The 21,099-nt window shown below is 66.7% G+C and carries 23 protein-coding genes; 14 read left to right on the top strand and 9 right to left on the bottom strand.

Annotated elements, in window-relative coordinates:
• From QTH90_RS13045 to QTH90_RS13025, 5 genes are all read left to right on the top strand, one after another.
• On the top strand, positions 1-921 hold the full coding sequence (locus QTH90_RS13045; RefSeq protein WP_286664967.1) for an ABC transporter permease: 921 nt from the start codon (positions 1-3) through the stop codon (positions 919-921).
• A complete protein-coding gene (locus QTH90_RS13040; protein ID WP_286664966.1) occupies positions 918-1,808 on the top strand; it encodes an ABC transporter permease in 891 nt (296 codons plus the stop codon). Before QTH90_RS13045 ends, QTH90_RS13040 begins: the two co-directional genes overlap by 4 nt.
• Positions 1,808-2,539, top strand: coding sequence for an aspartate/glutamate racemase family protein (locus QTH90_RS13035; RefSeq protein WP_286664965.1), 732 nt, complete (start codon positions 1,808-1,810; stop codon positions 2,537-2,539). Before QTH90_RS13040 ends, QTH90_RS13035 begins: the two co-directional genes overlap by 1 nt.
• A gap of 77 nt (positions 2,540-2,616) precedes the next feature.
• Entirely contained in the window at positions 2,617-3,522 is a 906-nt protein-coding gene (locus QTH90_RS13030; protein WP_444814718.1) for a pirin family protein, read from the top strand.
• Between the two features lie 126 nt (positions 3,523-3,648).
• Positions 3,649-4,212 (top strand): Spy/CpxP family protein refolding chaperone, encoded by a 564-nt coding sequence (locus tag QTH90_RS13025; protein WP_286664963.1) that lies wholly within the window; start codon positions 3,649-3,651, stop codon positions 4,210-4,212.
• A 71-nt stretch (positions 4,213-4,283) separates the two neighbouring features.
• Here QTH90_RS13025 and QTH90_RS13020 read toward each other — a convergent pair whose 3' ends face one another.
• Positions 4,284-4,712 (bottom strand): serine/threonine protein kinase, encoded by a 429-nt coding sequence (locus tag QTH90_RS13020; protein ID WP_286664962.1) that lies wholly within the window; start codon positions 4,710-4,712, stop codon positions 4,284-4,286.
• 258 nt (positions 4,713-4,970) lie between these two features.
• Between QTH90_RS13020 and QTH90_RS13015 the strand changes: the two genes are divergently transcribed.
• The 4 genes from QTH90_RS13015 (at position 4,971) to QTH90_RS13000 (ending at position 8,789) form a co-directional block, all read left to right on the top strand.
• Positions 4,971-5,699 carry an endonuclease/exonuclease/phosphatase family protein gene (locus QTH90_RS13015; protein WP_286664961.1) on the top strand — a complete coding sequence of 243 codons (729 nt, stop codon included), beginning with the start codon at positions 4,971-4,973 and terminating at the stop codon, positions 5,697-5,699.
• A complete protein-coding gene (gene clsB / locus QTH90_RS13010) occupies positions 5,696-6,946 on the top strand; it encodes a cardiolipin synthase ClsB (RefSeq protein WP_286664960.1) in 1,251 nt (416 codons plus the stop codon). The genes QTH90_RS13015 and clsB overlap by 4 nt, the downstream gene beginning before the upstream one ends.
• A complete protein-coding gene (locus QTH90_RS13005) occupies positions 6,946-7,962 on the top strand; it encodes a lysylphosphatidylglycerol synthase domain-containing protein (protein ID WP_444814717.1) in 1,017 nt (338 codons plus the stop codon). Before clsB ends, QTH90_RS13005 begins: the two co-directional genes overlap by 1 nt.
• A gap of 101 nt (positions 7,963-8,063) precedes the next feature.
• Positions 8,064-8,789, top strand: coding sequence for a DUF4130 domain-containing protein (locus QTH90_RS13000; RefSeq protein ID WP_286664959.1), 726 nt, complete (start codon positions 8,064-8,066; stop codon positions 8,787-8,789).
• 6 nt (positions 8,790-8,795) lie between these two features.
• On the opposite strand, the gene QTH90_RS12995 is transcribed toward QTH90_RS13000, so the two are convergent.
• Positions 8,796-9,362, bottom strand: a complete 567-nt coding sequence (locus QTH90_RS12995) for an acyloxyacyl hydrolase (RefSeq protein WP_286664958.1) — start codon at positions 9,360-9,362, stop codon at positions 8,796-8,798.
• A gap of 153 nt (positions 9,363-9,515) precedes the next feature.
• Between QTH90_RS12995 and QTH90_RS12990 the strand changes: the two genes are divergently transcribed.
• From QTH90_RS12990 to QTH90_RS12980, 3 genes are all read left to right on the top strand, one after another.
• Positions 9,516-10,016, top strand: coding sequence for a polyhydroxyalkanoate granule-associated phasin (locus tag QTH90_RS12990; protein WP_286665412.1), 501 nt, complete (start codon positions 9,516-9,518; stop codon positions 10,014-10,016).
• Positions 10,017-10,094: 78 nt separating this feature from the next.
• Entirely contained in the window at positions 10,095-10,511 is a 417-nt protein-coding gene (locus tag QTH90_RS12985; RefSeq protein ID WP_286664957.1) for a MerR family transcriptional regulator, read from the top strand.
• Positions 10,508-10,933: a PaaI family thioesterase gene (locus tag QTH90_RS12980; protein ID WP_286664956.1), complete on the top strand. Its 426-nt coding sequence runs from the start codon at positions 10,508-10,510 to the stop codon at positions 10,931-10,933. Before QTH90_RS12985 ends, QTH90_RS12980 begins: the two co-directional genes overlap by 4 nt.
• Before the next feature lie 3 nt (positions 10,934-10,936).
• Here the strand turns inward: QTH90_RS12980 and QTH90_RS12975 are convergent, their stop codons facing one another.
• The 3 genes from QTH90_RS12975 to QTH90_RS12965 form a co-directional block, all read right to left on the bottom strand.
• Entirely contained in the window at positions 10,937-12,121 is a 1,185-nt protein-coding gene (locus tag QTH90_RS12975; RefSeq protein ID WP_286664955.1) for a metallophosphoesterase, read from the bottom strand.
• A gap of 100 nt (positions 12,122-12,221) precedes the next feature.
• Positions 12,222-12,683: a hypothetical protein gene (locus tag QTH90_RS12970; RefSeq protein WP_286664954.1), complete on the bottom strand. Its 462-nt coding sequence runs from the start codon at positions 12,681-12,683 to the stop codon at positions 12,222-12,224.
• Between the two features lie 85 nt (positions 12,684-12,768).
• Positions 12,769-13,266, bottom strand: a complete 498-nt coding sequence (locus QTH90_RS12965) for a hypothetical protein (protein WP_286664953.1) — start codon at positions 13,264-13,266, stop codon at positions 12,769-12,771.
• Between the two features lie 283 nt (positions 13,267-13,549).
• On the opposite strand from QTH90_RS12965, the gene QTH90_RS12960 reads away from it, so the two are divergent.
• Positions 13,550-14,779, top strand: a complete 1,230-nt coding sequence (locus QTH90_RS12960) for an MFS transporter (protein ID WP_286664952.1) — start codon at positions 13,550-13,552, stop codon at positions 14,777-14,779.
• Here the strand turns inward: QTH90_RS12960 and QTH90_RS12955 are convergent.
• The 4 genes from QTH90_RS12955 to dnaA form a co-directional block, all read right to left on the bottom strand.
• Entirely contained in the window at positions 14,768-15,073 is a 306-nt protein-coding gene (locus QTH90_RS12955) for a c-type cytochrome (protein ID WP_286664951.1), read from the bottom strand. The genes QTH90_RS12960 and QTH90_RS12955 overlap by 12 nt on opposite strands.
• A gap of 67 nt (positions 15,074-15,140) precedes the next feature.
• Entirely contained in the window at positions 15,141-17,759 is a 2,619-nt protein-coding gene (gene gyrB / locus QTH90_RS12950) for a DNA topoisomerase (ATP-hydrolyzing) subunit B (RefSeq protein ID WP_286664950.1), read from the bottom strand.
• Positions 17,760-17,894: 135 nt separating this feature from the next.
• Complete coding sequence (gene dnaN, locus QTH90_RS12945; RefSeq protein ID WP_286664949.1) at positions 17,895-19,001, bottom strand: DNA polymerase III subunit beta; 1,107 nt, start codon at positions 18,999-19,001, stop codon at positions 17,895-17,897.
• Positions 19,002-19,270: 269 nt separating this feature from the next.
• The gene (dnaA, locus tag QTH90_RS12940) at positions 19,271-20,650 is read right to left on the bottom strand and encodes a chromosomal replication initiator protein DnaA (protein WP_286664948.1); all 1,380 of its coding nucleotides are present in this window, start codon (positions 20,648-20,650) and stop codon (positions 19,271-19,273) included.
• Positions 20,651-20,924: 274 nt separating this feature from the next.
• On the opposite strand from dnaA, the gene rpmH reads away from it, so the two are divergent.
• A complete protein-coding gene (gene rpmH / locus QTH90_RS12935) occupies positions 20,925-21,059 on the top strand; it encodes a 50S ribosomal protein L34 (RefSeq protein ID WP_007834827.1) in 135 nt (44 codons plus the stop codon).
• Positions 21,060-21,099 lie beyond the last annotated feature (40 nt).

Below are 21,099 nucleotides of genomic sequence, written 5' to 3'. Positions count from 1 at the left end.
ATGAGCTCGCAGGTCGCCAGCTTGCCCGCCGCCGCCGCGCAGCCCACCCGCACCCTCGGCGCGTGGTGGCAGGCGGCGCCGTTCGCGCTGGTGTTCCTGCTGTTCTTCCTGATCCCGCTGGCGCTGATCGCGATGGTCAGCCTGTGGAACTTCAACGAGTACGAACTCATCCCCGCGCTCTCGCCGCGCAACTACCTGAGCATCTTCGAAGGGTGCTCGCACCTCACTGACAACGGCGACTTCTGCGTCACGCTGTCGACCTACCTCAGCACGCTCAAGTTCTGCCTCCTGGTGTGGGCCATCACGCTCGTGATCGGCTTCGCGGTGGCCTACTTCCTCGCGTTCCACGTGCGTTCGCCGGGCATCCAGACGCTGCTCTTCGTTCTGTGCACCGTGCCCTTCTGGACCTCGAACGTGATCCGCATGATCTCGTGGGTGCCGCTGCTCGGGCGCAACGGGCTCGTGAACCAGGGCCTGATGGGCATGGGCCTGATCGACACGCCCATCGAGTGGCTGCTGTTCTCCGACTTCTCGGTGGTGCTCGCCTTCGTGCACCTGTACACGATGTTCATGATCGTGCCGATCTTCAACTCGATGATGCGCATCGACCGCTCGCTGCTCGAAGCCGCAAGCGACTCCGGCGCATCGGGCTGGCAGACGCTGTGGAACGTGATCGTGCCGCTCTCGCGCACCGGCATCCTGATCGGATCGATCTTCGTCATCACCATCGTCATGGGCGACTTCGTCACCATCGGCGTGATGGGCGGCCAGCAGATCGCCTCCATCGGCAAGATCATCCAGGTGCAGACCTCGTACCTGCAGTTCCCGCTCGCGGCGGCAAACGCGATGATCCTGCTGGCGGTGGTGCTGATGATCATCTGGGGCCTGACTCGCCTCGTCGACATCCGTAAGGAACTATGAGCAATCGGATCGGCGAGCAACGTTCAGCAGGCTTCTGGCCGCTCGCCATCGTCTTCTCGCTCTTCGTGCTCTTCCTCTACGGACCGATGATCACGATCTTCGTGCTCAGCTTCCAGGGGCCGGAAGGCGGGCTGACCTTTCCGCTGCGCGGCGTTTCGCTGCACTGGTTCCGCAAGCTTGCCGAGGGGCTGGGCACGGTCGACATCGGTGCGGCTTTCCGGCGCTCGCTCATGCTGGGGGCGGTGGTGATGCTCTTCACCGTCGTGCTCTCGGTGCTCGCGGGCCTCGCCTTCCGCAAGCGGCTCAAGGGCGGCAACGCCCTGTTCTTCATCACGGTGGCGAGCCTGATCATGCCGTCGATCATCGTGTCGCTCGGCATCGGGCTGCAGTTCCGCCTGCTCGATGGCGGCATCAAGAGCGCGCTGACCGCGATGGATGCCACCAGCACGCTGGAGAACTACGGCACCGCGCTCGGCCTCCTCACCTCCGCGCTGGGCGCGCACCTCACGTGGACGCTGCCCTTCGGGCTGCTCATCATGTTCGCGGTGTTCAACCGCTTCAACCCGGCCTACGAAGAGGCCGCCCGCGATCTCGGCGCAACGCCCTGGCAGAGCTTCTGCCACGTGGTGCTGCCGCTGATCGGACCTTCCATCGTCGGTATCGGCATGTTCGGCTTCACGCTGAGCTGGGACGAGATCGCACGCACCTCGCAAGCCATCGGCGACGTCAACACCCTGCCCCTCGAACTCCAGGGCCTGACATCGACCGTGACCACGCCATCCATCTACGCGCTCGGCACGGTGACCACCGTCGTGTCCTTCGCCGTGATGGCCCTCGCGCTCGGTTCCGCTGCCCTGTTGCGCAGGCGGTCCACGCGCCGTCGCTGATGGCTTGCCTGCTCGTCATCAACCCCAACACCTCGGCTTCGGTCAGCGAGTTGCTGCAGCGCCATCTGCAGACGCAGGCGGGCGACGCGCTGCAGGTGCAAGCGGTGACCGCGCGCTTCGGCGCGCCGTACATCGCCTGCGAGGCCAGCTATGCAGTGGCGCAGCACGCGACGCTCGATGCCTGGGCCGCGACGCACGCGCACGGCGGGCGACCCGATGCGGTGCTGATCGGCTGCTTCGGCGATCCGGGCCTCTTTGCGCTGCGCACAGGCGCCGGCGTGCCGGTCAGCGGATTGGCGGAGGCGTCGTTCCTTTCAGCGGCGAAGCACGGCCGCTTCGCCATCGTGACGGGCGGCGAGGCGTGGCGGCCGATGCTCGAACGGCTGGCGTGGTCGCTCGGCTACTCGCCGTCGCTTGCGGGCATCCACACGGTGGCGCCGACGGGCGCCCAGCTCGCCAGCGACCCGCAGGGCGCTCGCGCGCTGCTGGCCGAAGCGTGCCGCGAAGCCGCCCTGCGCTTCGACGCACAGGCCGTCATCCTCGGCGGCGCCGGCCTCGCCGGCATGGCGGCCGACATCGCCCCCGGCGTGCCGGTGCCTCTCATCGACAGCGTGAGCGCCGGTGCCGTGTGGGCGGTCGATGCCATCCGGTCCGCGACGCCGCAACCTGTGACGCGCGCCTTCGGCGTGGCCTGGCAGAACGTCTCGTGGGAACTCGAGGCGCTGGGCTGAGGCCCCGCCGTCCGTTACCGCGAAAGCGGCATCCCCACCGACAGCGCGGTCGTCACGGTCGTGCGACCATGCACCGCATGACCACCCCACGCAACGCCCACAACTCGCACGGCGTCGAGCCGGTTGCGCTCGCCCGGCCCCGCGGCATCGACCAGATCGTCGCTGGCGTCTCCACCAGCGACGGCGACGGCGTGAAGCTCACGCGCGTGCTGCACCAGACCCTGCAGCAGCGGCTCGACCCCTACCTGATGCTCGATGCCTTCGGCAGCGACAACCCGGGCGACTACATCGGCGGCTTTCCGAGCCATCCGCACCGCGGCTTCGAAACGGTCACCTACATGATCTCCGGCCGCATGCGCCATCGCGACAGCGCCGGCCACGAAGGGCTGCTTTCCAACGGCGGCGTGCAATGGATGACGGCCGGCCGGGGACTGATCCACAGCGAACTGCCCGAGCAGGAAGAGGGGCTGATGGAAGGCTTCCAGCTCTGGCTCAACCTGCCGGCCAAGGACAAGCTGCGCGACCCCTGGTATCGCGACATCCAGAGCGAGGAGATTCCCGAATTCACCACGCCGGCCAACGTGCATGTGCGTGTCATCGCCGGTGAGAGCCATGGCGTGCAGGGCGCCGTGCAGCGCGAGCACACGGAGCCGCTCTACCTCGACATCACGATGCCGCCCGGCACCGAGTTCTCGCAGCGGCTGCCGCACACGCACAACGCGCTGCTCTACGTGTTCCGCGAATCGCTCTACATCGGCAACAGCGAGATCCCGACCAAGCGCATGGCGATCTTTGCCAACGATCCCGGCAGCGACGGCGTCGTGCTGCATGCGCCCGCCTCCAACCACAGCCCGGCGCGGGCCTTGCTGATCGCGGGGAAGCCGCTGCACGAGCCCATCGCGCAGTACGGCCCCTTCGTCATGAACACGCGCGAGCAGGTGCTGGAGGCAGTGCAGGACTTCCAGAGCGGCAAGCTCGGCTGAGCCGCAGCCCTTCATTTTTCTTTACGCGCGCTAACTCCCGCCTCACGGAGGCGATACATGCCGTCGCCACACTTCCCTTCACCTGCTGCCCATCGGTGGCGGGCTTCTTCGAAAGGAAGCACTCTCATGATCTCGTCTCGCAAAAGCCTTCTCTGGGCCGGTCTCCTGGCCTCCGCCACCTTCGCCTCGGCTGGTGCCTTCGCGCAGCAGCAGGCCCCGCAGATCGCACCTGCGGCTCCGGCGACGACCCAGGCACAGCCCGGCGCACAGCCCCAGGCCAAGCACCAGCATGCCCGCGAGGACCGCGCGCAGCGCCTCGAACGCATGCAGAAGCATCGCGCGGAACGCCTCTCGGCGCTGAAGGAAAAGCTCAAGCTCACACCGGCGCAGGAAGGCGCATGGAACAGCTTCGCGACGGCCCAGCAACCGCCTGCACGCTCTCCTGAGCAGGCTCGTGCGGACCGTGCCGAATTCGCCAAGCTGACCACGCCGCAGCGCCTGGACCGCATGCAGGCCCGCCAGGCCGAACGCAGCGCCATGTTCGCCAAGCGTGCCGACGCCACGCGCAGCTTCTATGCGGCGCTGACGCCGGACCAGCAGAAGACCTTCGACACCGAGTCGATGGCGCGCTTCGGTCGCGGGGAGCATGGCGGCCAGCACCGCCACCCGGCACCGCCGGCCAAGAGCTGATCCCGTCGGCCCATTGAAAAGGCCCGCAACGCCCAGGCGTTGCGGGCCTTTTCCTCATGGCGACCGGGGATTTACTGCGGCGTCCCGGTCTTGTCCTTCGGGTTGGTCGGCACTTCCGGGCGTTCGCCCTTCTCGCCGAAGCGCGGCTTGACCTTGCGGCCCGTCTGGCTCACTTCGGTGCGCGACATTTCGCCGGTAGGCTGCGGAATGGCGTTCGGCTGATGGTTCACCGTCGTCGTCGCTTCGCCCTTGGGCACCGGATTGTTGGCGTTGTTGCGGTTGTGGACGCGCGCTTCGGACTTCACTGCGTCGCGCGAGGCGGGATTGGTGCCGTCAGGCCGCTGGGTCGGGTTGCCCACGCCAGCCGGGGTCTTGGTGCTCGCCTGTCCAGCCACGGCCGGATCCGGCTGCGCGGGCATCGAGGTGGTCTGGGCCGAGGCCATACCCGCCACGCCCATCAGGCCGGCGAGCACGGTGGTTGCTAAAAATCCTTGCTTCATGATGATGGCTCCTTGTCGGTTTCAATCGGAATACGAGCCCTTCGTTCAAGCTCTGAATGCACCGTAGGAGGGCATCTGGCCGCGCCATGTGGGGATGGGGCAGCCATCCCTGTAGGAGCCAGTCGCCGTGCCGCGCAGGCCAATGAAGAAGGTGGCGCGTTCCTACACCTGCCACGAACCCCTCGCCTTACAACCTTGTCTGTGAAGCCTTCCTCCCATTCCGCCGCCGTGACGGCCCCGCCGAGGTCACTCAAAGTGATGACCGTGAACACCCACAAGGGCTTCACGGCGCTGAACCGCAAGTTCATCCTGCCGGAGTTGCGGGAGGCGGTGCGCACGGTGGGGGCGGACGTCGTCTTCCTGCAGGAAGTGCTGGGAACCCATTCGCGCCACTCGCGCCGCGTCGACAACTGGCCCGAGGCGCCGCACTACGAATTCCTCGCCGACACGATGTGGCCGCAGTTCGCCTACGGCCGCAACGCCGTGTATCCCAAGGGGCATCACGGGAACGCGGTGTTGTCAAAGTTCCCCATCGTCCATTACAGGAACCACGATGTGTCCATCACCGGCCCCGAGAAGCGCGGGCTGCTGCACTGCGTGCTGCGGCTGCCCGCCAGGCCGGTCGACGTGCACGTGATCTGCGCGCACCTGGGCCTGTCGGAAGTGCACCGGCTGCAGCAGCTCGAGCTGCTCTGCCACATCGTGCGCGATGAAGTGCCGACCGATGCGCCGCTGATCGTTGCAGGCGACTTCAACGACTGGCGCGGCCGCGCGCACGACATCCTGGAACAGGGCGCCGCGCTGCGGGAAGTCTTCGTGCATGCCAACGGCAGCGCGGCCAGGACCTTTCCGGCGCGCTTTCCGCTGCTGCCGCTGGACCGCATCTACGTGCGCAACGCGGGCGTCCACGCGCCGGTGGTGCTGCCGCGCAGGCCCTGGTCGCACCTGTCGGACCACGCGCCCCTGGTGGCGGAGATCGAGCTGTGAGCATCTCTGAAATACCCAACGGCAACCAGCGCTGGATCGGCGGCAACCGCATCGATCTGCTGGAGAACGGCGAGGAGTTCTTCCCGCGCGTGTTCGAGGCCATTCGCCAGGCCCGGCGCGAGGTGGTCGTCGAGACCTTCATCCTGTTCGAGGACAAGGTCGGCACCCAGCTTCATGCGGCCATGCGCGCGGCAGCACAGCGGGGCGTCAAAGTCGACCTGATGATCGACGGCTTCGGCTCGCCCGACCTGTCGCCGGAGTTCATCGCCGGGCTGACCTCCGCGGGCGTCAAGGTGCGCGTCTTCGATCCGGGCACGCGCGTCTTCGGCCAGCGGCTCAACGCCTTCCGACGCATGCACCGCAAGATCGTGGTGATCGACGGCTCGCTCGCCTTCGTGGGCGGCATCAACTACTCGGCCGACCACCTGATGGACTTCGGCCCCAAGGCCAAGCAGGACTACGCCGTGGAGCTTGCAGGGCCGATCGTCTCGGAAATCCATCGCTTCGTGCTGCATGCGATCGCAGTCGGCGGCAAGGGTCCGGGCTGGTTCCGGCGCCGGCTGAAGGCGACGCACGAACACAACGAGCCCGCCGGCGAGGCCGAGGTCCAGTTCGTGACCCGCGACAACCGCCGGCACACCAACGACATCGAGCGGCACTACCGCGCCGCCATTCGCAGCGCCCGGCATCGCATCGTCATCGCCAATGCGTACTTCTTCCCCGGCTACCGGCTGATCAAGGAGATGCGGCGCGCGGCGAGGCGCGGGGTCGACGTGCGGCTGATCCTGCAAGGCGAGCCCGACATGCCGATCGTCAAGGTGGCGGCCAGCATGCTGTACCACCACCTGCTGCACGCGGGCGTGCGCATCTACGAGTACTGCGAACGGCCGCTGCACGGCAAGGTGGCGCTGGTGGACGACCGATGGAGCACCGTCGGATCGAGCAACCTCGACCCCCTGAGCCTGTCGCTGAACCTCGAAGCGAACGTGATCGTGCGCGACAAGGCCTTCAACAAGGTGCTGTCGGAGCGGCTCGATCACCTGATGCGGCACAGCTGCAAGCAGGTGGAAGCGGCCGACCTGACGGAATGGAGCGGCTGGCGGCTGGTGCGCAGCTTCTTCATCTTCCACCTGATGCGCTGGTATCCGTCCTGGGCGGGCTGGCTGCCCCGGCACGCGCCGCGCCTGAAGCCGCTGGACGCACCCGAGTCGCGCGCCGGCGGGGCAACCCAGACGGACGTAGCCTGATGGCCACCCGCAGCGGGTCGGCCATGAGCGCCGCGCCGGACAGCTCAGGGCAGCCGCAGGCTCGTCCCGCGCACGCTTGGTGGCAGTGGGTGAAGCGCATCGCGGCATGGCTCTTCTTCGCCGTCGTCGTCTTCCTGATCGTGCGGCAGGCCCGCACCATCGACTGGAGCGACGTGCTCGACTCGGTGCGGGCGATCCCCTTGCCGATGCTGCTGGCGGCCCTGCTCCTTGCCACCTGCAGCCATGCGCTCTACAGCACCTACGACCTGCTCGGCCGGCGCATGACGGGGCACACGCTCGGCACCGGCACGGTGATGGGCGTCACCTTCGTCAGCTACGCCTTCAACCTCAACCTGGGCGCGCTGGTCGGGGGCGTCGCCTTCCGGTATCGGCTGTATTCGCGGCTCGGGCTCGGCAACAACACCATCACGCGCGTGCTCGGCTTCAGCATGCTGACCAACTGGTTCGGCTACTTCGTGGTCGCGGGCGCGGCCTTCTGCTTCTGGCCGATGGCCTTGCCGCCCGACTGGAGGATCGACAGCGGCGGCCTGCGCATCCTCGGCGCGGCGCTGCTGCTGGTGGGGGTCGCGTACCTCGCCCTGTGCGCGATCGCGCGCGAGCACACCTGGCGCATCCGCAACCAGGAGCTGGACACGCCGCCGCTGCGCATCGCGCTGCTCCAGCTCGCCATGTCCTGCGGCAACTGGACCTTGATGGGCGGGGTGATCTGGTTCCTGCTGCAGCAGCAACTGCCCTATCCGACGGTCCTGGCGGTGTTCCTCGTCGCAGCCGTGGCCGGCGTCATCACGCACGTGCCGGGCGGGCTCGGCGTGCTCGAAGCCGTCTTCATCGCACTGCTCGCGCACCGCGTGCCGCAGGGCAAGCTGCTGGGCGCGCTGCTGGCGTACCGCGCCATCTACTACCTGCTGCCGCTCATCGTCGCGAGCCTCTTCTACGTGGTGACGGAGCTGCGCGCCAAGCGGCTGCGCAAGACGGCGCCAACGCCCCGGACCTGACGCCGCCCCGCTGCCGGATGAGGTCGCGCCAGAGCAGGCCTCCTCCTTTTCCGCCTGAATGCCTACAGGCTGCATGGGGGCAGCGGCCTAAGTTAGTGCTCATGTCGCAGCACACCGTCACCCTCTCGGGCGAGATCGACTTGCCAGGTTTTCGCCGTGAAGCGCGGGCCCTGCTGGCAGGCCTCGTGCCGCCGGAGGACACGCACTGGCACACCGTCGCCGGTGCGGACTGGATGACGAAGAGCGGCCGGGCGGCCCTGTCCGGCCCGCGCGACGCGCATGCGACCACGAACCTCTTCCTTCCCCGCTCCTTCCTGTCGCTGTGCGACACGGTGATCCTCCACAGCGATCCGGCGCGCTTCGGCCTGCTCTACCGGTTGCTCTGGCGCCTGGTGCATGAACCCGCCCTGCGCCGCAATCCGCTGGACGGCGACCGCATGCGTGCGCTGCACATGGCCCAGGCCGTGCGCCGCGACATGCAGAAGATGAAATCGCTGATGCGCTTCAAGTCCGTCGACGAAACGGCCGGCGCCGAGCCCTTGCACATCGGCTGGTTCGAGCCCGATCACCACATCGCCGAGGCCGTCGCGCCCTTCTTTGCACGACGCCTTGCGCATCTGCGATGGGCCATCCTGACGCCGGAACGCAGCGTGCGGTGGACGGGGGACAGTCTCGAATTCGGCCTGGGCATGCGGCGCGAGTTGACGCCGTCGGACGCGATGGACGAAGACGCGCTGCTCGCACGCTACCGCCAGGTCTTCGACCCCATGGTGCCCCAGCGCATGGCTCGGCCAGAGGCCCAGCCGTCCGATGCGCGCAGCCAGTGACCCGGCTCAGAAGCGATACAGGTAGCGCACTCGCCAGAAGTTCTCGCCTGGATTCGGCTCCTTGATGCCGCCGTTCGAGACGTGCTGGAAACGCAGGGACACTTCGTGCTCCCTCTGCGAGCCGAAGTTGCGTCCCACGCTCACCTGTTCAGTGAACTGGAAGGCCGTGCTGAACTCGCGACTGGTGGTGCGGTAGAGGCTGTCCATGACGGTGCCACCGATGCCCGCATCGACGAACCAGGGCGACTCGCCCTGGCTGAAGCGCCAGCGCCAGTTGGCGATCACGCCCACCTGTGCGTAGTTGCGCTTGTCCCCGCCCGGTTCGGGCGCCCGCCAAGCACTCGCGAAGAAATCCCAGTAGAAGGACAGGGCGCCGGGGGGTTCGGACGCCCACCGGCCCCAGGGCACGACAAGGCCGATCGACATCGAATCCGTGTTGCCCTCGCTGTGGGGGGCCTGCCCCGCTTCGAGGTAGACGCCGCGCGTCTGATCCGGATGGGCCGCGGCGGCGGCGGTGAGCCACAGGCAGCCCGTGAACACGAGCGCCTTGAAGCAGGACGATGAGTTGGACATTCGACTTTTGCCTGCGGATAGTTACGTGTAACAAGCATCTCAAGCTTCGGTCGCCGGACAAAGTTGCGTTTGCCGTGCCGAAAAGTAGGACTTCTTCTCCAATCGATGCTGCACTGCAGCAAATTGCACACCAGGAGGCCTATAGTGGCTTCCATGACTCCCAGCTTCTCTTCCCCCCGCTTCTTCAACCCGCTCATGTTGTGGGTCGACGTCGCCGTCAAGACCAACGAGATGCTGCTGTCTTCCGGCTCCGTCATCCAGATGCGGACCGAGCGCATTGCCAAGGCAGGCCTTGCTCCCAGTGATGCAGATCTTGCCGAATTTCAACTCATGGGTCACGAAAAACTCGCAGCCGTGAGCGAAGCCGGCGCCGCCATGGCGAACCAGTTGCACACCGCCCAGTTCGCGGTCGTCCAGCGCATGGTCAGGCATTGGCTCGGCGGCGGCGTGGCGCTTTTCTCCCTGGCAACGAGCACGACGCCGGAGCAGGCTGCAACGCACGCCGAAGCGCTCGGCAGGTCCGCCATGCGCTCGGCCGCCGCGGTCAGCGAACTCAGCAGCGCCGGCGCGCGCATCGTGCAGCGCGGCCTCAAGCCCATTCACGCCAAGGCGACGTCGAACGCGCGCCGCCTCACCCTGGTGCAGCAAGCCTGACGCCGCATCGCGGCCCACGGCGCAAAAAATCGTCGACGCACAAGCTTCGCGTAACGCGAGGCTTGCTAGCCTTGGCGCATGCGGATCTCCGAACTAGCCCAACGCGCCGGCGTGACCGTGCATGCGCTGCGCCACTACGAACGGCTCGGCCTGCTGCTGCCCGCGCGCACGGCTTCGGGCTATCGCGACTATCCCGAATCGATGCGGCGCGAGGTGGTGTTCATCGCGATGTCCCGGCGCATCGGCTTCTCGCTTCAGGCGATCGGTGAACTGCTGCCGGCCTACCGTGCCGGCCGCCTCAGCATCGAAACCATGACGGATGCGCTGCACGAGCGCGCGGCGGCGCTGGACCGGCAGATCGCCGACCTGCAAGCCCTGCGTGCGCAAGTGCTCGACCACGTGTCATGGCTGCGCGCGCAGGAAGCCAGGCAGCGCGCCCGGCCAAAGACCTCCAGGCCCTGGCCCCAGTCCACAGCCCGAAAGGAAAAGCGATGACCACTGCACAGCTTCACCGAGTCGAAACCGCCGTCCTCGCCATGCCCATGGCGCGCACGCTGGGCCTGCGCTTCACGCAGCTGGCGCCGGGCCAGGTCGAGGTCGAGATGCCGATCACCGAGGCCTTCACGTTCAGGCCGGGTCAGCTACAGGCCACGCCTGTCTTCGCGGTCGCCGATTTCGCGGCCGTCGCCGCGGCAGGCAGCGTGCTGCCCGAAGGCTGGAGCAACGCGACGGTCGATACGTCGCTGAAGCTGGTGGCGCCTGCCGTGGGCACCGCCGTGCGAGCGCGGGGGCGCGTCGTGAGCGCGGGCCAGTTGCTGACCGTGTGTGCGGCCGATGTGTTCGCAGTCGATGCCGAGGGCGGCGAAACGCTGTGCGCCACGCTCCTCGGCACGGCGCGCAACATCAAGCCGGCCTGAAGCTCAGCTTGCCGGAACCAGGCGAATCAAGGTGATTTCCGAGGGTGCGCCAAAGCGCTTGGGCGGGCCCCAGTAGCCGGTGCCCCGGCTCGTGTAGACCCACATGTCGCGCAGCTTGTGCAGCCCGGCCGTGAAGGGCTGCTGTAGCGGCACGAACAGGTTCCACGGAAAGAACTGGCCGCCGTGCGTGTGGCCCGACAACTGCAGGTGATAGCCGGCGTCGGCTGCTTCCGGGGCACTGCGCGGCTGGTGCGCCAGCAGCACCCGCGTGTGCACGAGCGGCGGGGCATCGTGCACCGCACGGTGCGGATCGCTCGCGTGCGCCGCATCGAAATGCACCGCCGTGTAGTCGGTGACGCCTGCGACCACGAGGGCGCTTTCGAGCACCTCCTCGTCGGTCTGCGCGCCGCTCACGTCGCGCGTCTGCAGCACCACGTGTTCGTTCAGCAGCACGCGCAGGCCGAGCCGGCGCAACTCGGCAATCCACGCATGCGCGCCCGCGTAGTACTCGTGGTTGCCCGTCACCACGAAGGTGCCGTGCTTCGCGCGCAGCCCTTCGAGCGGCGCGATGTGCTCGCGGAGTTCCTTCACCGTGCCATCCACCAGATCGCCCGTGATCGCGACCATGTCGGCACCCAGGCCGTTGACGGCCTCGACGATGCGCTGGATGTAGCCGCGCTTGATAGTCGGACCCACGTGGATGTCGCTGAGTTGCGCGATCGTGAAGCCGTCCAGCGCCGATGGCAGGTTGCGGATCGGCACGTCGACGCGCACCACGCCCGCGGTGCGGCGCGCGTTGAGGAAGCCGATCAGCGAGATCGCCGTGGCCAGCAGCGGCACCGCCGCGGCGCTGGCGACACGCCAGCGGGGCCAGTCGATCGCCATACCGAGCGGTAGCGCAGCCAGCCAGCCCAGCAGCAGTCCCGCATCGCGCACCAGGGTGAGAACGAACATCGACGAGAACCAGCCCATGCTCAGCAGGCCGATCCACTTCCAGACGTCGGCGAACTGCCGGCGTTCGGAACGCATGCCGACAAAAGGCAGGGGCATGGTCGCGGCCGACACCAGCAGCGCGAGCAGAAGCACCAGCCACCCGCCGCCTGCCAGGCCCGCCAGCGAGGGCAGCAGCCGCAGGCCCAGGTAGACGTGCAGCAGGGTGGTGAGAACAATCAGGGGACGAAGCGGCATCGGAGCCTTGAAGACGGGCACGCGCCCGGACACACCATGTGCGAGCGACAAGCCCGACATTCAAGGTGCATGCCACCCTGAAGGGCGCTATTTTCGGCCCTCAGGAATGCGCGCTGACGCTGGTCCCCGCCGGCCAGACGAAAAGCGTGCGCGTGCCGCTGCCCGGAACGATCTCCACCTGTTGCTTCAGCGTCTGGCCCGCAAGCGTGGCTTCGACCTCGTAGCGGCCCGGATCGAGGCGCGCCAGCATGAAGGGGCCATCGGCCACCACCCGGCTCAGCACCGGATCGCCGGAGGCATTTCGCACCGTCACCAGCACCTCGCCGGCGAAATCCGCTCGCTTGCCGTTCCGGATCGAGAACTCGAAGGTGGCGGGCCATCGCGGGGCGACGCTCTCCATCAGCTCAGCCTCGTCGCTGCTCACGCCGCCGCTCATGTATTCGATGCCATTCGCCATGTGAATGGGCGGGTTGTAGACGGCGTGTGCCGCCAAGGCACCAAGAAGTGACGCGCTGCCGATGGCGAGGGCAGCTGCGGGCTGCCAGATCCGCTGGGTTCTCATCGCTGTGTCCTTTGCTCGAATGGCCGTGAAGATTTCACGCGACCACTATCCCCGGCAAGTCTTAGGAGAACCTGATCTGTGCGGCTCAGTCCCCTGTGTTGACCGAGGCCTGTTGCTCGGCCCGCGGCACGCCCATGGCTGCCGCGAAATCGACATTCGACGGCCACATGAACACGGCCTTGGAGGCCATCCCGTTGAACACCACCAGCGGCTGCCTGAGCGTGACGCCGCCCATCGAGGCCTCGACCTCGTAGGCACCGGGGTCGAGCCGGGCCAGCATGAAGCGTGCGCCGGTCGAGGCTTCCATGATCGGCCTGCCCGTGTAGCGCTCGCGCACCGAGACTTTCACTTCGGAGGGGAAGGTGATGCCGGGCTTGGCGCGGCTGACGCCGAATTCGAGCGTGGCGGCCCAGCGCGGCGAGACGGTCTGCATGAAGGCAGCTTCCTCGCTGGTCTTGCCGCCGCACATGTACTCGATGCCCTGGGCCACGCGGATGGGCGGGTTCGTGAGCGCATGGGCTGGGGCGAGCGCGCCAAAGATCGCCAGGGCCGCCACGGGGCCCCAAAACCGGATCGGGTTCATTGCAGTGCTGTCCTCTTGCTCGAAAAGTGGCGTCTGGCCGCGGGTGATTTTGCTTAGCAAGAGTCGGGCTAGGAATAGCGTTTACGCGGATTTTCGAGGCGGCCCGTTACTGGCGGGTGTCAAAAAACGCATAAGGAACGTCGCTTTCCAATTGTTGGCAAGGCGGAAATTGAGATGTTCCTGGAGCCGCCTTCGGAGGCCCCGATCCGCCTCCACACTCCGTGCCTCCCCCACAAAGCCGTCGGCGCCTCCGACGCCAGCGGCCTCTTCCAGGACATCCCCGATGAACGCACCCTGCACGACCTGCGCCGATGCGCTGTCCCCCGATATCACCGAGACGCCGCGATCCGCCTGGCTCGCGGTCGGCTCCATTGCCGTCGGCACCTTCGCGATGGTCACGACCGAATTCCTGCCGATCGGCCTGCTGACCGACATCGGCAGCGGCCTCCAGGTGTCCGATGGCACGGCCGGCCTGATGGTCACGATGCCCGGCGTGCTCGCCGCCTTCGCGGGACCGGCGCTGATCGTCGCTTCCGGCCGGCTCGACCGGCGCACCGTGATGGTCTGGCTCACCGCGCTGCTGGTCGCGTCGAACCTGCTCGCCGCTTTCGCGCCCAACTTCGCGACCATGCTCGTCGCCCGCCTGCTGCTCGGCCTGTGCGTCGGTGGTTTCTGGACCTTTGCGCCCAGCGCCGCCACCCAGCTGGTGCCGGCCGCCTCGCAGGCGCGCGCCATGTCGCTCGTGCTGGCCGGCATCTCGGTCGCCACCGTGTTCGGCGTACCGGCTGGCGCCCTGGTCGGCAACCTTGCCGGATGGCGCGCAGCCTTCGGCGTCACCGGAGTGCTCGCGGCCGGTGTGCTGCTGGTTCAGATGTGGTTGCTGCCCGCCATGCCGCCGGCCCGCGCCATCCAGCCGCGCGACCTGCTCACGCCGCTCACGCGCCGCATGGCGCAGGTCGGCCTGCTGACGGTGCTCTTCCTGATCGCGGGACACTTCGGCGCCTACACCTACCTCAAGCCGCTGCTGCAGCAAGTGTTCGGCCTCGGCCCGGGGGCCGTGACGGCGCTGCTGCTGACCTACGGGGCGGCCGGCTTCGTCGGCACCTTCCTCGGCGGAAGCCTGGTGGCGCGCAGCGTGCGCACCGCGACGCTGCTGGCCGCCGTGCTGCTCGCTGCGGCGCTCTTGCTGTCGACCGTGGCCGGTCCCGGGCTGGTGGCCGCCGGCGCGGTGGTCGTCATCTGGGGCGTGGCCTTCGGCCTGATCCCGGTCGCGCTCACCGGCTGGATGCTGGAGGCGGTGCCCGACGCGCCCGAGGCCGGTCAGGCGCTGCTCGTGAGCGGATTCCAGGTGGCGATCGCTTCGGGCGCCCTGCTCGGCGGCGTCACCGTCGATGCGTACGGCATCTCGAACACCATGATGCTGAGTGGTGCGCTCGTGCTGGTGGCCGCGGCGATCGTTGCCGCGCTGGGCCGCGCACCGGGCCGCGTGTCGCTGGCGCCGTCAGGGCGGTGAAGGCTGGGAAAGCACCCACTCGGCCAGCGCCTTGGCATCCGGATCGGTGACCCTGGATTGCCGCGGCATGATGACGCGGCCCCAGGTGCCAACGCTGCCGTTGCGGATCTTGCTGGCGAGCTGGGTGGGCGCTGCCGGGTCGTTGCGATAGCGCTCTGCAATCTGAGCGAAGCCCGGTCCGACCTGCTTGCGGACCAGGCCATGGCAGGACATGCAGCCATAGTCCTGGCTCAATGCCTGCGCTGGCGCGTCGGCCGCAGCGGCCGCAGCGGCCGCACACGCCAGGGAGGCCATGGCCGCAGCTTGAACAAGGCGCAGGCCCATTGCCCGCAGTTCCGGCCACATCCCTGCCGACCGGAAACTAGACGTCGATGTTCGCCGCCCGCAACGCGTTCTGCTCGATGAACTCCCGGCGCGGTTCGACCTCATCCCCCATCAGCATCGTGAACACGCGATCGGCCTCGATCGCGTCGTCGATCTGCACGCGCAGCAGGCGCCGCACGTTGGGGTCCATGGTCGTTTCCCAGAGCTGTTCGGGATTCATTTCGCCCAGGCCCTTGTAGCGCTGGCGTGCGGTGGCGTTCTCGGCCTGGCCGATGAGCCAGCGCATGGCTTCGCGGAAATCGCTGACCTTTTCTTCCTTGGCTCGCTCGCCTTCGCCGCGCTTGACGACGGCGCCCTCGCCCAGCAGGTCGCGGAAGGTCTTGGCGGCTTCGGCCAGCGCGGCGTAGTCGGCGCCGTGCACGAAGTCCTGCGTGAGCACGCTGGACTTGATGTTGCCGTGATGGCGGCGGCTGATGCGCAGCAGCGGCTTGTCGGTGCGCGCATCGAACTCGCTCGACACGTCCGCCGGCGCGCCGGTGGTGTTCAGTTCGCGCAGCTTGTTCTGCAGCGCGACGGCCGAGGCCTCGGCCGCGGGCGTGGTGTCGAGATCCAGCGACACGCCGTCGGCGATCGCGCGCAGGGCCGCGGCATCCAGGAACACGCCCAGCCGCGCGATGACGGCTTCGGCCAGCTGGTGCTTGCGCGCCAGTTCGGCGAGCGCGTCGCCGGTGAGCGTGGTCGGGTTGGCGCCGCCGGTCGTGACGCTCGCATCCTTCAGCGCGACCTTCAGCAGGAAGGCGTCGAGCGCCGGGCCGTCCTTGAGGTACTGCTCTTCCTTGCCGACCTTGACCTTGTAGAGCGGCGGTTGCGCGATGTAGATGTGGCCACGCTCGACCAGCTCCGGCATCTGCCGGTAGAAGAAGGTCAGCAGCAGCGTGCGGATGTGCGCGCCGTCCACGTCGGCGTCGGTCATGATGATGATGCGGTGGTAGCGCAGCTTGGCGACGTTGAAGTCGTCCGCGCCGCCGCCCGAGGTCGTCGCGCCGGCGCGGCCGATGCCGGTGCCGAGCGCGGTGATCATCGTCAGGATTTCGTTGCTGGTCAGCAGCTTTTCGTAGCGCGCCTTCTCGACGTTCAGGATCTTGCCGCGCAGCGGCAGGATGGCCTGGAACTTCCGGTCGCGGCCCTGCTTGGCGGAGCCGCCGGCGGAGTCACCCTCCACCAGGTAGACCTCGCACAGCGCCGGGTCCTTTTCCTGGCAGTCGGCCAGCTTGCCGGGCAGGCCCATGCCGTCGAGCACGCCCTTGCGGCGCGTCATTTCGCGCGCCTTGCGGGCGGCTTCGCGCGCACGGGCGGCTTCGACGATCTTGCCGCAAATGATCTTGGCGTCGTTCGGCCGTTCCTGCAGGTAGTCGGTCAGCAGGCGGCCGACGATGTCTTCCACCGGCGCGCGCACTTCGCTCGACACCAGCTTGTCCTTGGTCTGGCTGGAGAACTTGGGCTCGGGCACCTTCACGCTCAGCACGCAGCACAGGCCTTCGCGCATGTCGTCGCCGGTGACTTCGACCTTGGCCTTCTTGGCCAGCTCGTTCTCTTCGATGTACTTGTTGATGACCCGCGTCATCGCGGCGCGCAGGCCGGTCAGGTGGGTGCCGCCATCCCGCTGCGGGATGTTGTTGGTGAAGCACAGCACCTGCTCGTTGTAGCCGCTGTTCCACTGCATCGCGACCTCGACGCCGATGTGCGTGCCGGGAATGCCGCCGTAGGTGTCGGCCGGCTTCTCGCCGGTCGCGTAGAACACGTTGGGGTGAAGGACCGTCTTGCCCTTGTTGATGAACTCGACGAAGCCCTTGACGCCGCCGGCGCCGGAGAAGTCGTCTTCCTTGCCGGTGCGCTCGTCGAGCAGCCGGATGCGCACGCCGTTGTTCAGGAAGCTCAGCTCGCGCAGGCGCTTGCTCAGGATTTCGTAATGGAAATCGGCGTTTTCCTTGAAGATTTCGGTGTCGGGCAGGAAGTGCACCTCGGTGCCGCGCTTCTCGGTCTCGCCGGTGACCTTCATCGGCGACACCTCGACGCCGTTGACCACCTCGACGATGCGGTTCTGCACGAAGCCCTTGCTGAACTCCAGCGTGTGCACCTTGCCTTCGCGGCGCACCGTGAGGCGCAGCATCTTGCTGAGCGCGTTCACGCAGCTCACGCCCACGCCGTGCAGGCCGCCCGAGACCTTGTAGCTGTTCTGGTTGAACTTGCCGCCAGCGTGCAGTTCGGTGAGCGCGATTTCCGCCGCCGAGCGCTTGGGCTCGTGCTTGTCGTCCATCTTCACGCCGGTCGGGATGCCGCGGCCGTTGTCGGTGACGGAGATCGAGTTGTCGGTGTGGATCGTCACGACGATGTCGTCGCAGTACCCCGCCAGCGCCTCGTCGATCGAGTTGTCGACCACTTCGAACACCAGGTGGTGCAAGCCGGTGCCGTCCGACGTGTCGCCGATGTACATGCCGGGCCGCTTGCGCACAGCCTCCAGCCCTTCGAGGATCGTGATGGAGCCTTCGCCATAGGACGTATCGGCCGGCGTCACCTCGATCGGAATCGCGCTATCGATTTCGGGTGTGTAGACCGGCTCGGTGTGCGGCACGTCCGGCTTGTTGTCTTCGCTCATCAGAATCTTTCTCATCGGCAGCTGCAGCTACCGCAATTTTCGGGAAATACCGCCGATCCGGCTCTGCCGGTCGGCTGGTATTGCCCCCTGCAAGGGGGTGGGCGGCCACACGAAGTGGGCAAGCCTGGGGGTGTGCTAAATCCTCATCGGCATGACGACGTACTTGAACGAAGCGTTCTCCGGAATCGTCATCAGCACCGAACTGTTGGAATCGGCGAAATCCATCTTCACCATGTCCTGGCTCATGTTGGCGAGCGCGTCGATCAGGTAGGTCACGTTGAAGCCGATCTCGATGGCGTCGCCGCCGTAGTCGATGTCGAGCTCATCTTGCGCTTCTTCCTGCTCGGCGTTGTTCGACGCGATGCGCAAGGTGCCCGGCTCGATGTTGAGCCGCACGCCCTTGAACTTCTCGCTGGTCAGGATCGCGGTGCGCTGCAGGCTGGCCAGCAGCGGCGCGCGACCCAGCGTCACGGTGTTCTTGTGGTTCTTGGGGATCACGCGGTTGTAGTCGGGGAACTTGCCCTCGACCAGCTTGGTGACGAATTCCATGCCGCCGAAGCTGAACTTGGCCTGGTTGTTCGCGAACTGCATCTCGATCGCGCCTTCGGCGTCGGACAGCAGGCGCTGCATTTCGAGCACCGTCTTGCGCGGCAGGATGACTTCCTGGCGCGGCACTTCGACGTCGAGCGTGGCGGATGCAAAGGCCAGGCGGTGGCCGTCGGTCGCCACCAGGCTCAGCTGCTTGCCTTCGGCCACGAACAGGATGCCGTTGAGGTAGTAGCGGATGTCATGCACCGCCATCGCGAAGGACACCTGGCCCAGCAGGTCCTTGAGCGTCTTCTGCGGCACGCTGAACACGGGGCCGAAGTTGGCCGATTCCTGCACCAGCGGGAAGTCCTCTGCCGGCAGGGATTGCAGCGTGAAGCGGCTCTTGCCACCCTTGAGCACCAGCTTGCTCGCGCTCGATTCGAGGCTCACCGTCTGGTCGGAGGGCATGGTGCGCAGGATGTCGATCAGCTTGCGCGCGCCGATGGTCGTCGTGAAGTTGCCGTCGTCACCGCCGAGCTCGGCGTGCGTGCGGATCTGGATTTCAAGGTCGCTGGTGGTGAGCTGCAGCTGCCCGCCGGTCTTGCGGATGAGCACGTTGGCCAGGATGGGCAGCGTGTGGCGCCGCTCCACGATGCCCGCCACCGATTGCAGCGCCGCCAGGACTTTGTCTTGTGTTGCCTTCAAAACGATCATGTCTTACCTCTTCCTTTATTTCTTTAATTCAATTTAGTAGTAGTAGATAAGGGACGCACTGCCCTGTGGACATGGCGATTTTCCGCTTTCGTGACAACCACTTGCGGCGCCCGGCAGGCTGTGCGCAGCCGCGCTTCCGAGCTGTCGCGGCGGCGCGAACAACTTCGGATCGCGCGCCGGGCCTGTGGACAAGCCCTGCCTTGTGCCAAAACTGCTCACAGAGTTGTCCTTTGACAGCCGATGGCGAATCTGCGTAGCGCCTTCATCCATCAGCCCTTGAGGGTTTGCTCCAGTACGTGCAGCTGCTGGTTGAGTTCGGTGAGCTGCTGGCGCTCGCCCGAAATCTTCCGCACCGCATGCAAGACGGTGGTGTGGTCGCGGCCGCCGAAGAGTTCGCCGATCTCCGGCAGGCTCTTCTGGGTCAGCTCCTTGGCGAGGTACATCGCGATCTGGCGCGGCCGGGCGATCGAGGCCGGGCGCTTCTTCGAGTACATGTCGGCGACCTTGATCTTGTAATAGTCGGCGACGGTCTTTTGGATGTTCTCGACCGAGATCTGCCGGTTCTGGATCGACAGCAGGTCGCGCAGCGCCTCGCGCGCCAGGGCGATCGAGATTTCCTTCTGGTTGAAGCGCGAGTACGCCAGGATCTTGCGCAGCGCGCCTTCGAGTTCGCGCACGTTGGAGCGCACGTTCTTCGCGACGAAGAAGGCGACTTCCTCGGGCATCTCGGCGCTTTCGGCGCGCGCCTTGTTGATCAGGATGGCGACGCGCATCTCGAGTTCGGGCGGCTCGATCGCGACCGTCAGGCCCGAGTCGAAGCGCGACACCAGGCGCTCGTGGATGTCGGCCAGGCCCTTCGGATAGGTGTCGCTCGTCATGACGATGTGCGACTTCTTCGCGAGCAGGGCTTCGAAGGCGTTGAAGAACTCTTCCTGCGTCCGGTCCTTGTTGGCGAAGAACTGGACGTCGTCGATCAGCAGCAGGTCGAGCGAGTGGTAGCGCTCCTTGAACTCGTCGAAAGTCTTGCGCTGATAGGCTTTGACCACATCGGATACAAATTGCTCCGCGTGGATGTAGAGAACTTTGGAATCGGGCCGGTCCGCCAGCAGCCGATTGCCCACCGCGTGCATCAGGTGGGTCTTGCCCAGGCCGACGCCGCCGTAGATGAACAACGGGTTGTAGAGATGCCCCGGCATGCCCGCCACGTGCATGGCCGCAGCGCGCGCCATGCGGTTCGCGGTGCCCTCCACGAGCGTGTCGAAGGTGAGCCCCGAATTGAGCCGGTTCTTGAACGCGGCCGCGGCCACGTCCTCGCCCGTGCTGACCATTTCGCGCGGCACGTCGGTTTCGGAAACGACGGCCATGGATACAGGCCGGTTGACGATTTCCCGAGGAGCGAGCGCTAACTCAATGAGTACAGGCTGGCCGTAGAGCTTCTCCGCCATGGCGGCGATCTTGCCGGCGTACTGGGCCCGGATCCAGTCGAGCTTGAAGCGGTTGGCCACGAAGACCGTGACCCGCGAAAGATCGTCCGCGACCTTCGCGGTCAGCGGCTTGATCCATGTGTTGAACTGCTGTTCGGACAGCTCCTGCGCGAGTTGCTCGACGCAGGCCTGCCAAAGGCTGTCACCGACGCCGTCACCCGGCATGGGTGCTCTGAAAAGTGGTTTGTCCCTCAGCCATCTGTCGTGTTTGTGTTGTGGATAGTCGCACCCGCGATGCGCCCTGGATTCTAACTTGTCAAAAACTTATCCACACCATTTCAACGGAGGCCGAAAGGGTGCAGAAACTGTCCGGGATTGTCGGCGGCCCGAATGTTTGCGATAATCGCGGGTTTCCCTGAAAGCCTCTTTGTGTGTTTCGGGGTATCTCGGATCTCGCCGGGGAAAACTGCCGGCCAGCCGGTGAATCAGGAAAACCATCATGAAACGCACTTACCAAGCATCCAAAGTCCGCCGCGCCCGTACCCACGGCTTTCTGGTCCGCATGAAGACCCGCGGCGGCCGTGCCGTCATCAACGCACGCCGCGCCAAGGGCCGCAAGCGCCTCGCCGTCTAACGGCACGCCGGCGCCGTTGCCAGTCGAATCGCAGCCGCCA

The organism is Variovorax flavidus (assembly GCF_030317145.1).
Lineage (GTDB): Bacteria > Pseudomonadota > Gammaproteobacteria > Burkholderiales > Burkholderiaceae_C > Variovorax > Variovorax flavidus.
The sequence above is the reverse complement of the archived record's forward strand: the minus strand, read 5'-3'. Positions and strand labels throughout refer to the sequence as shown.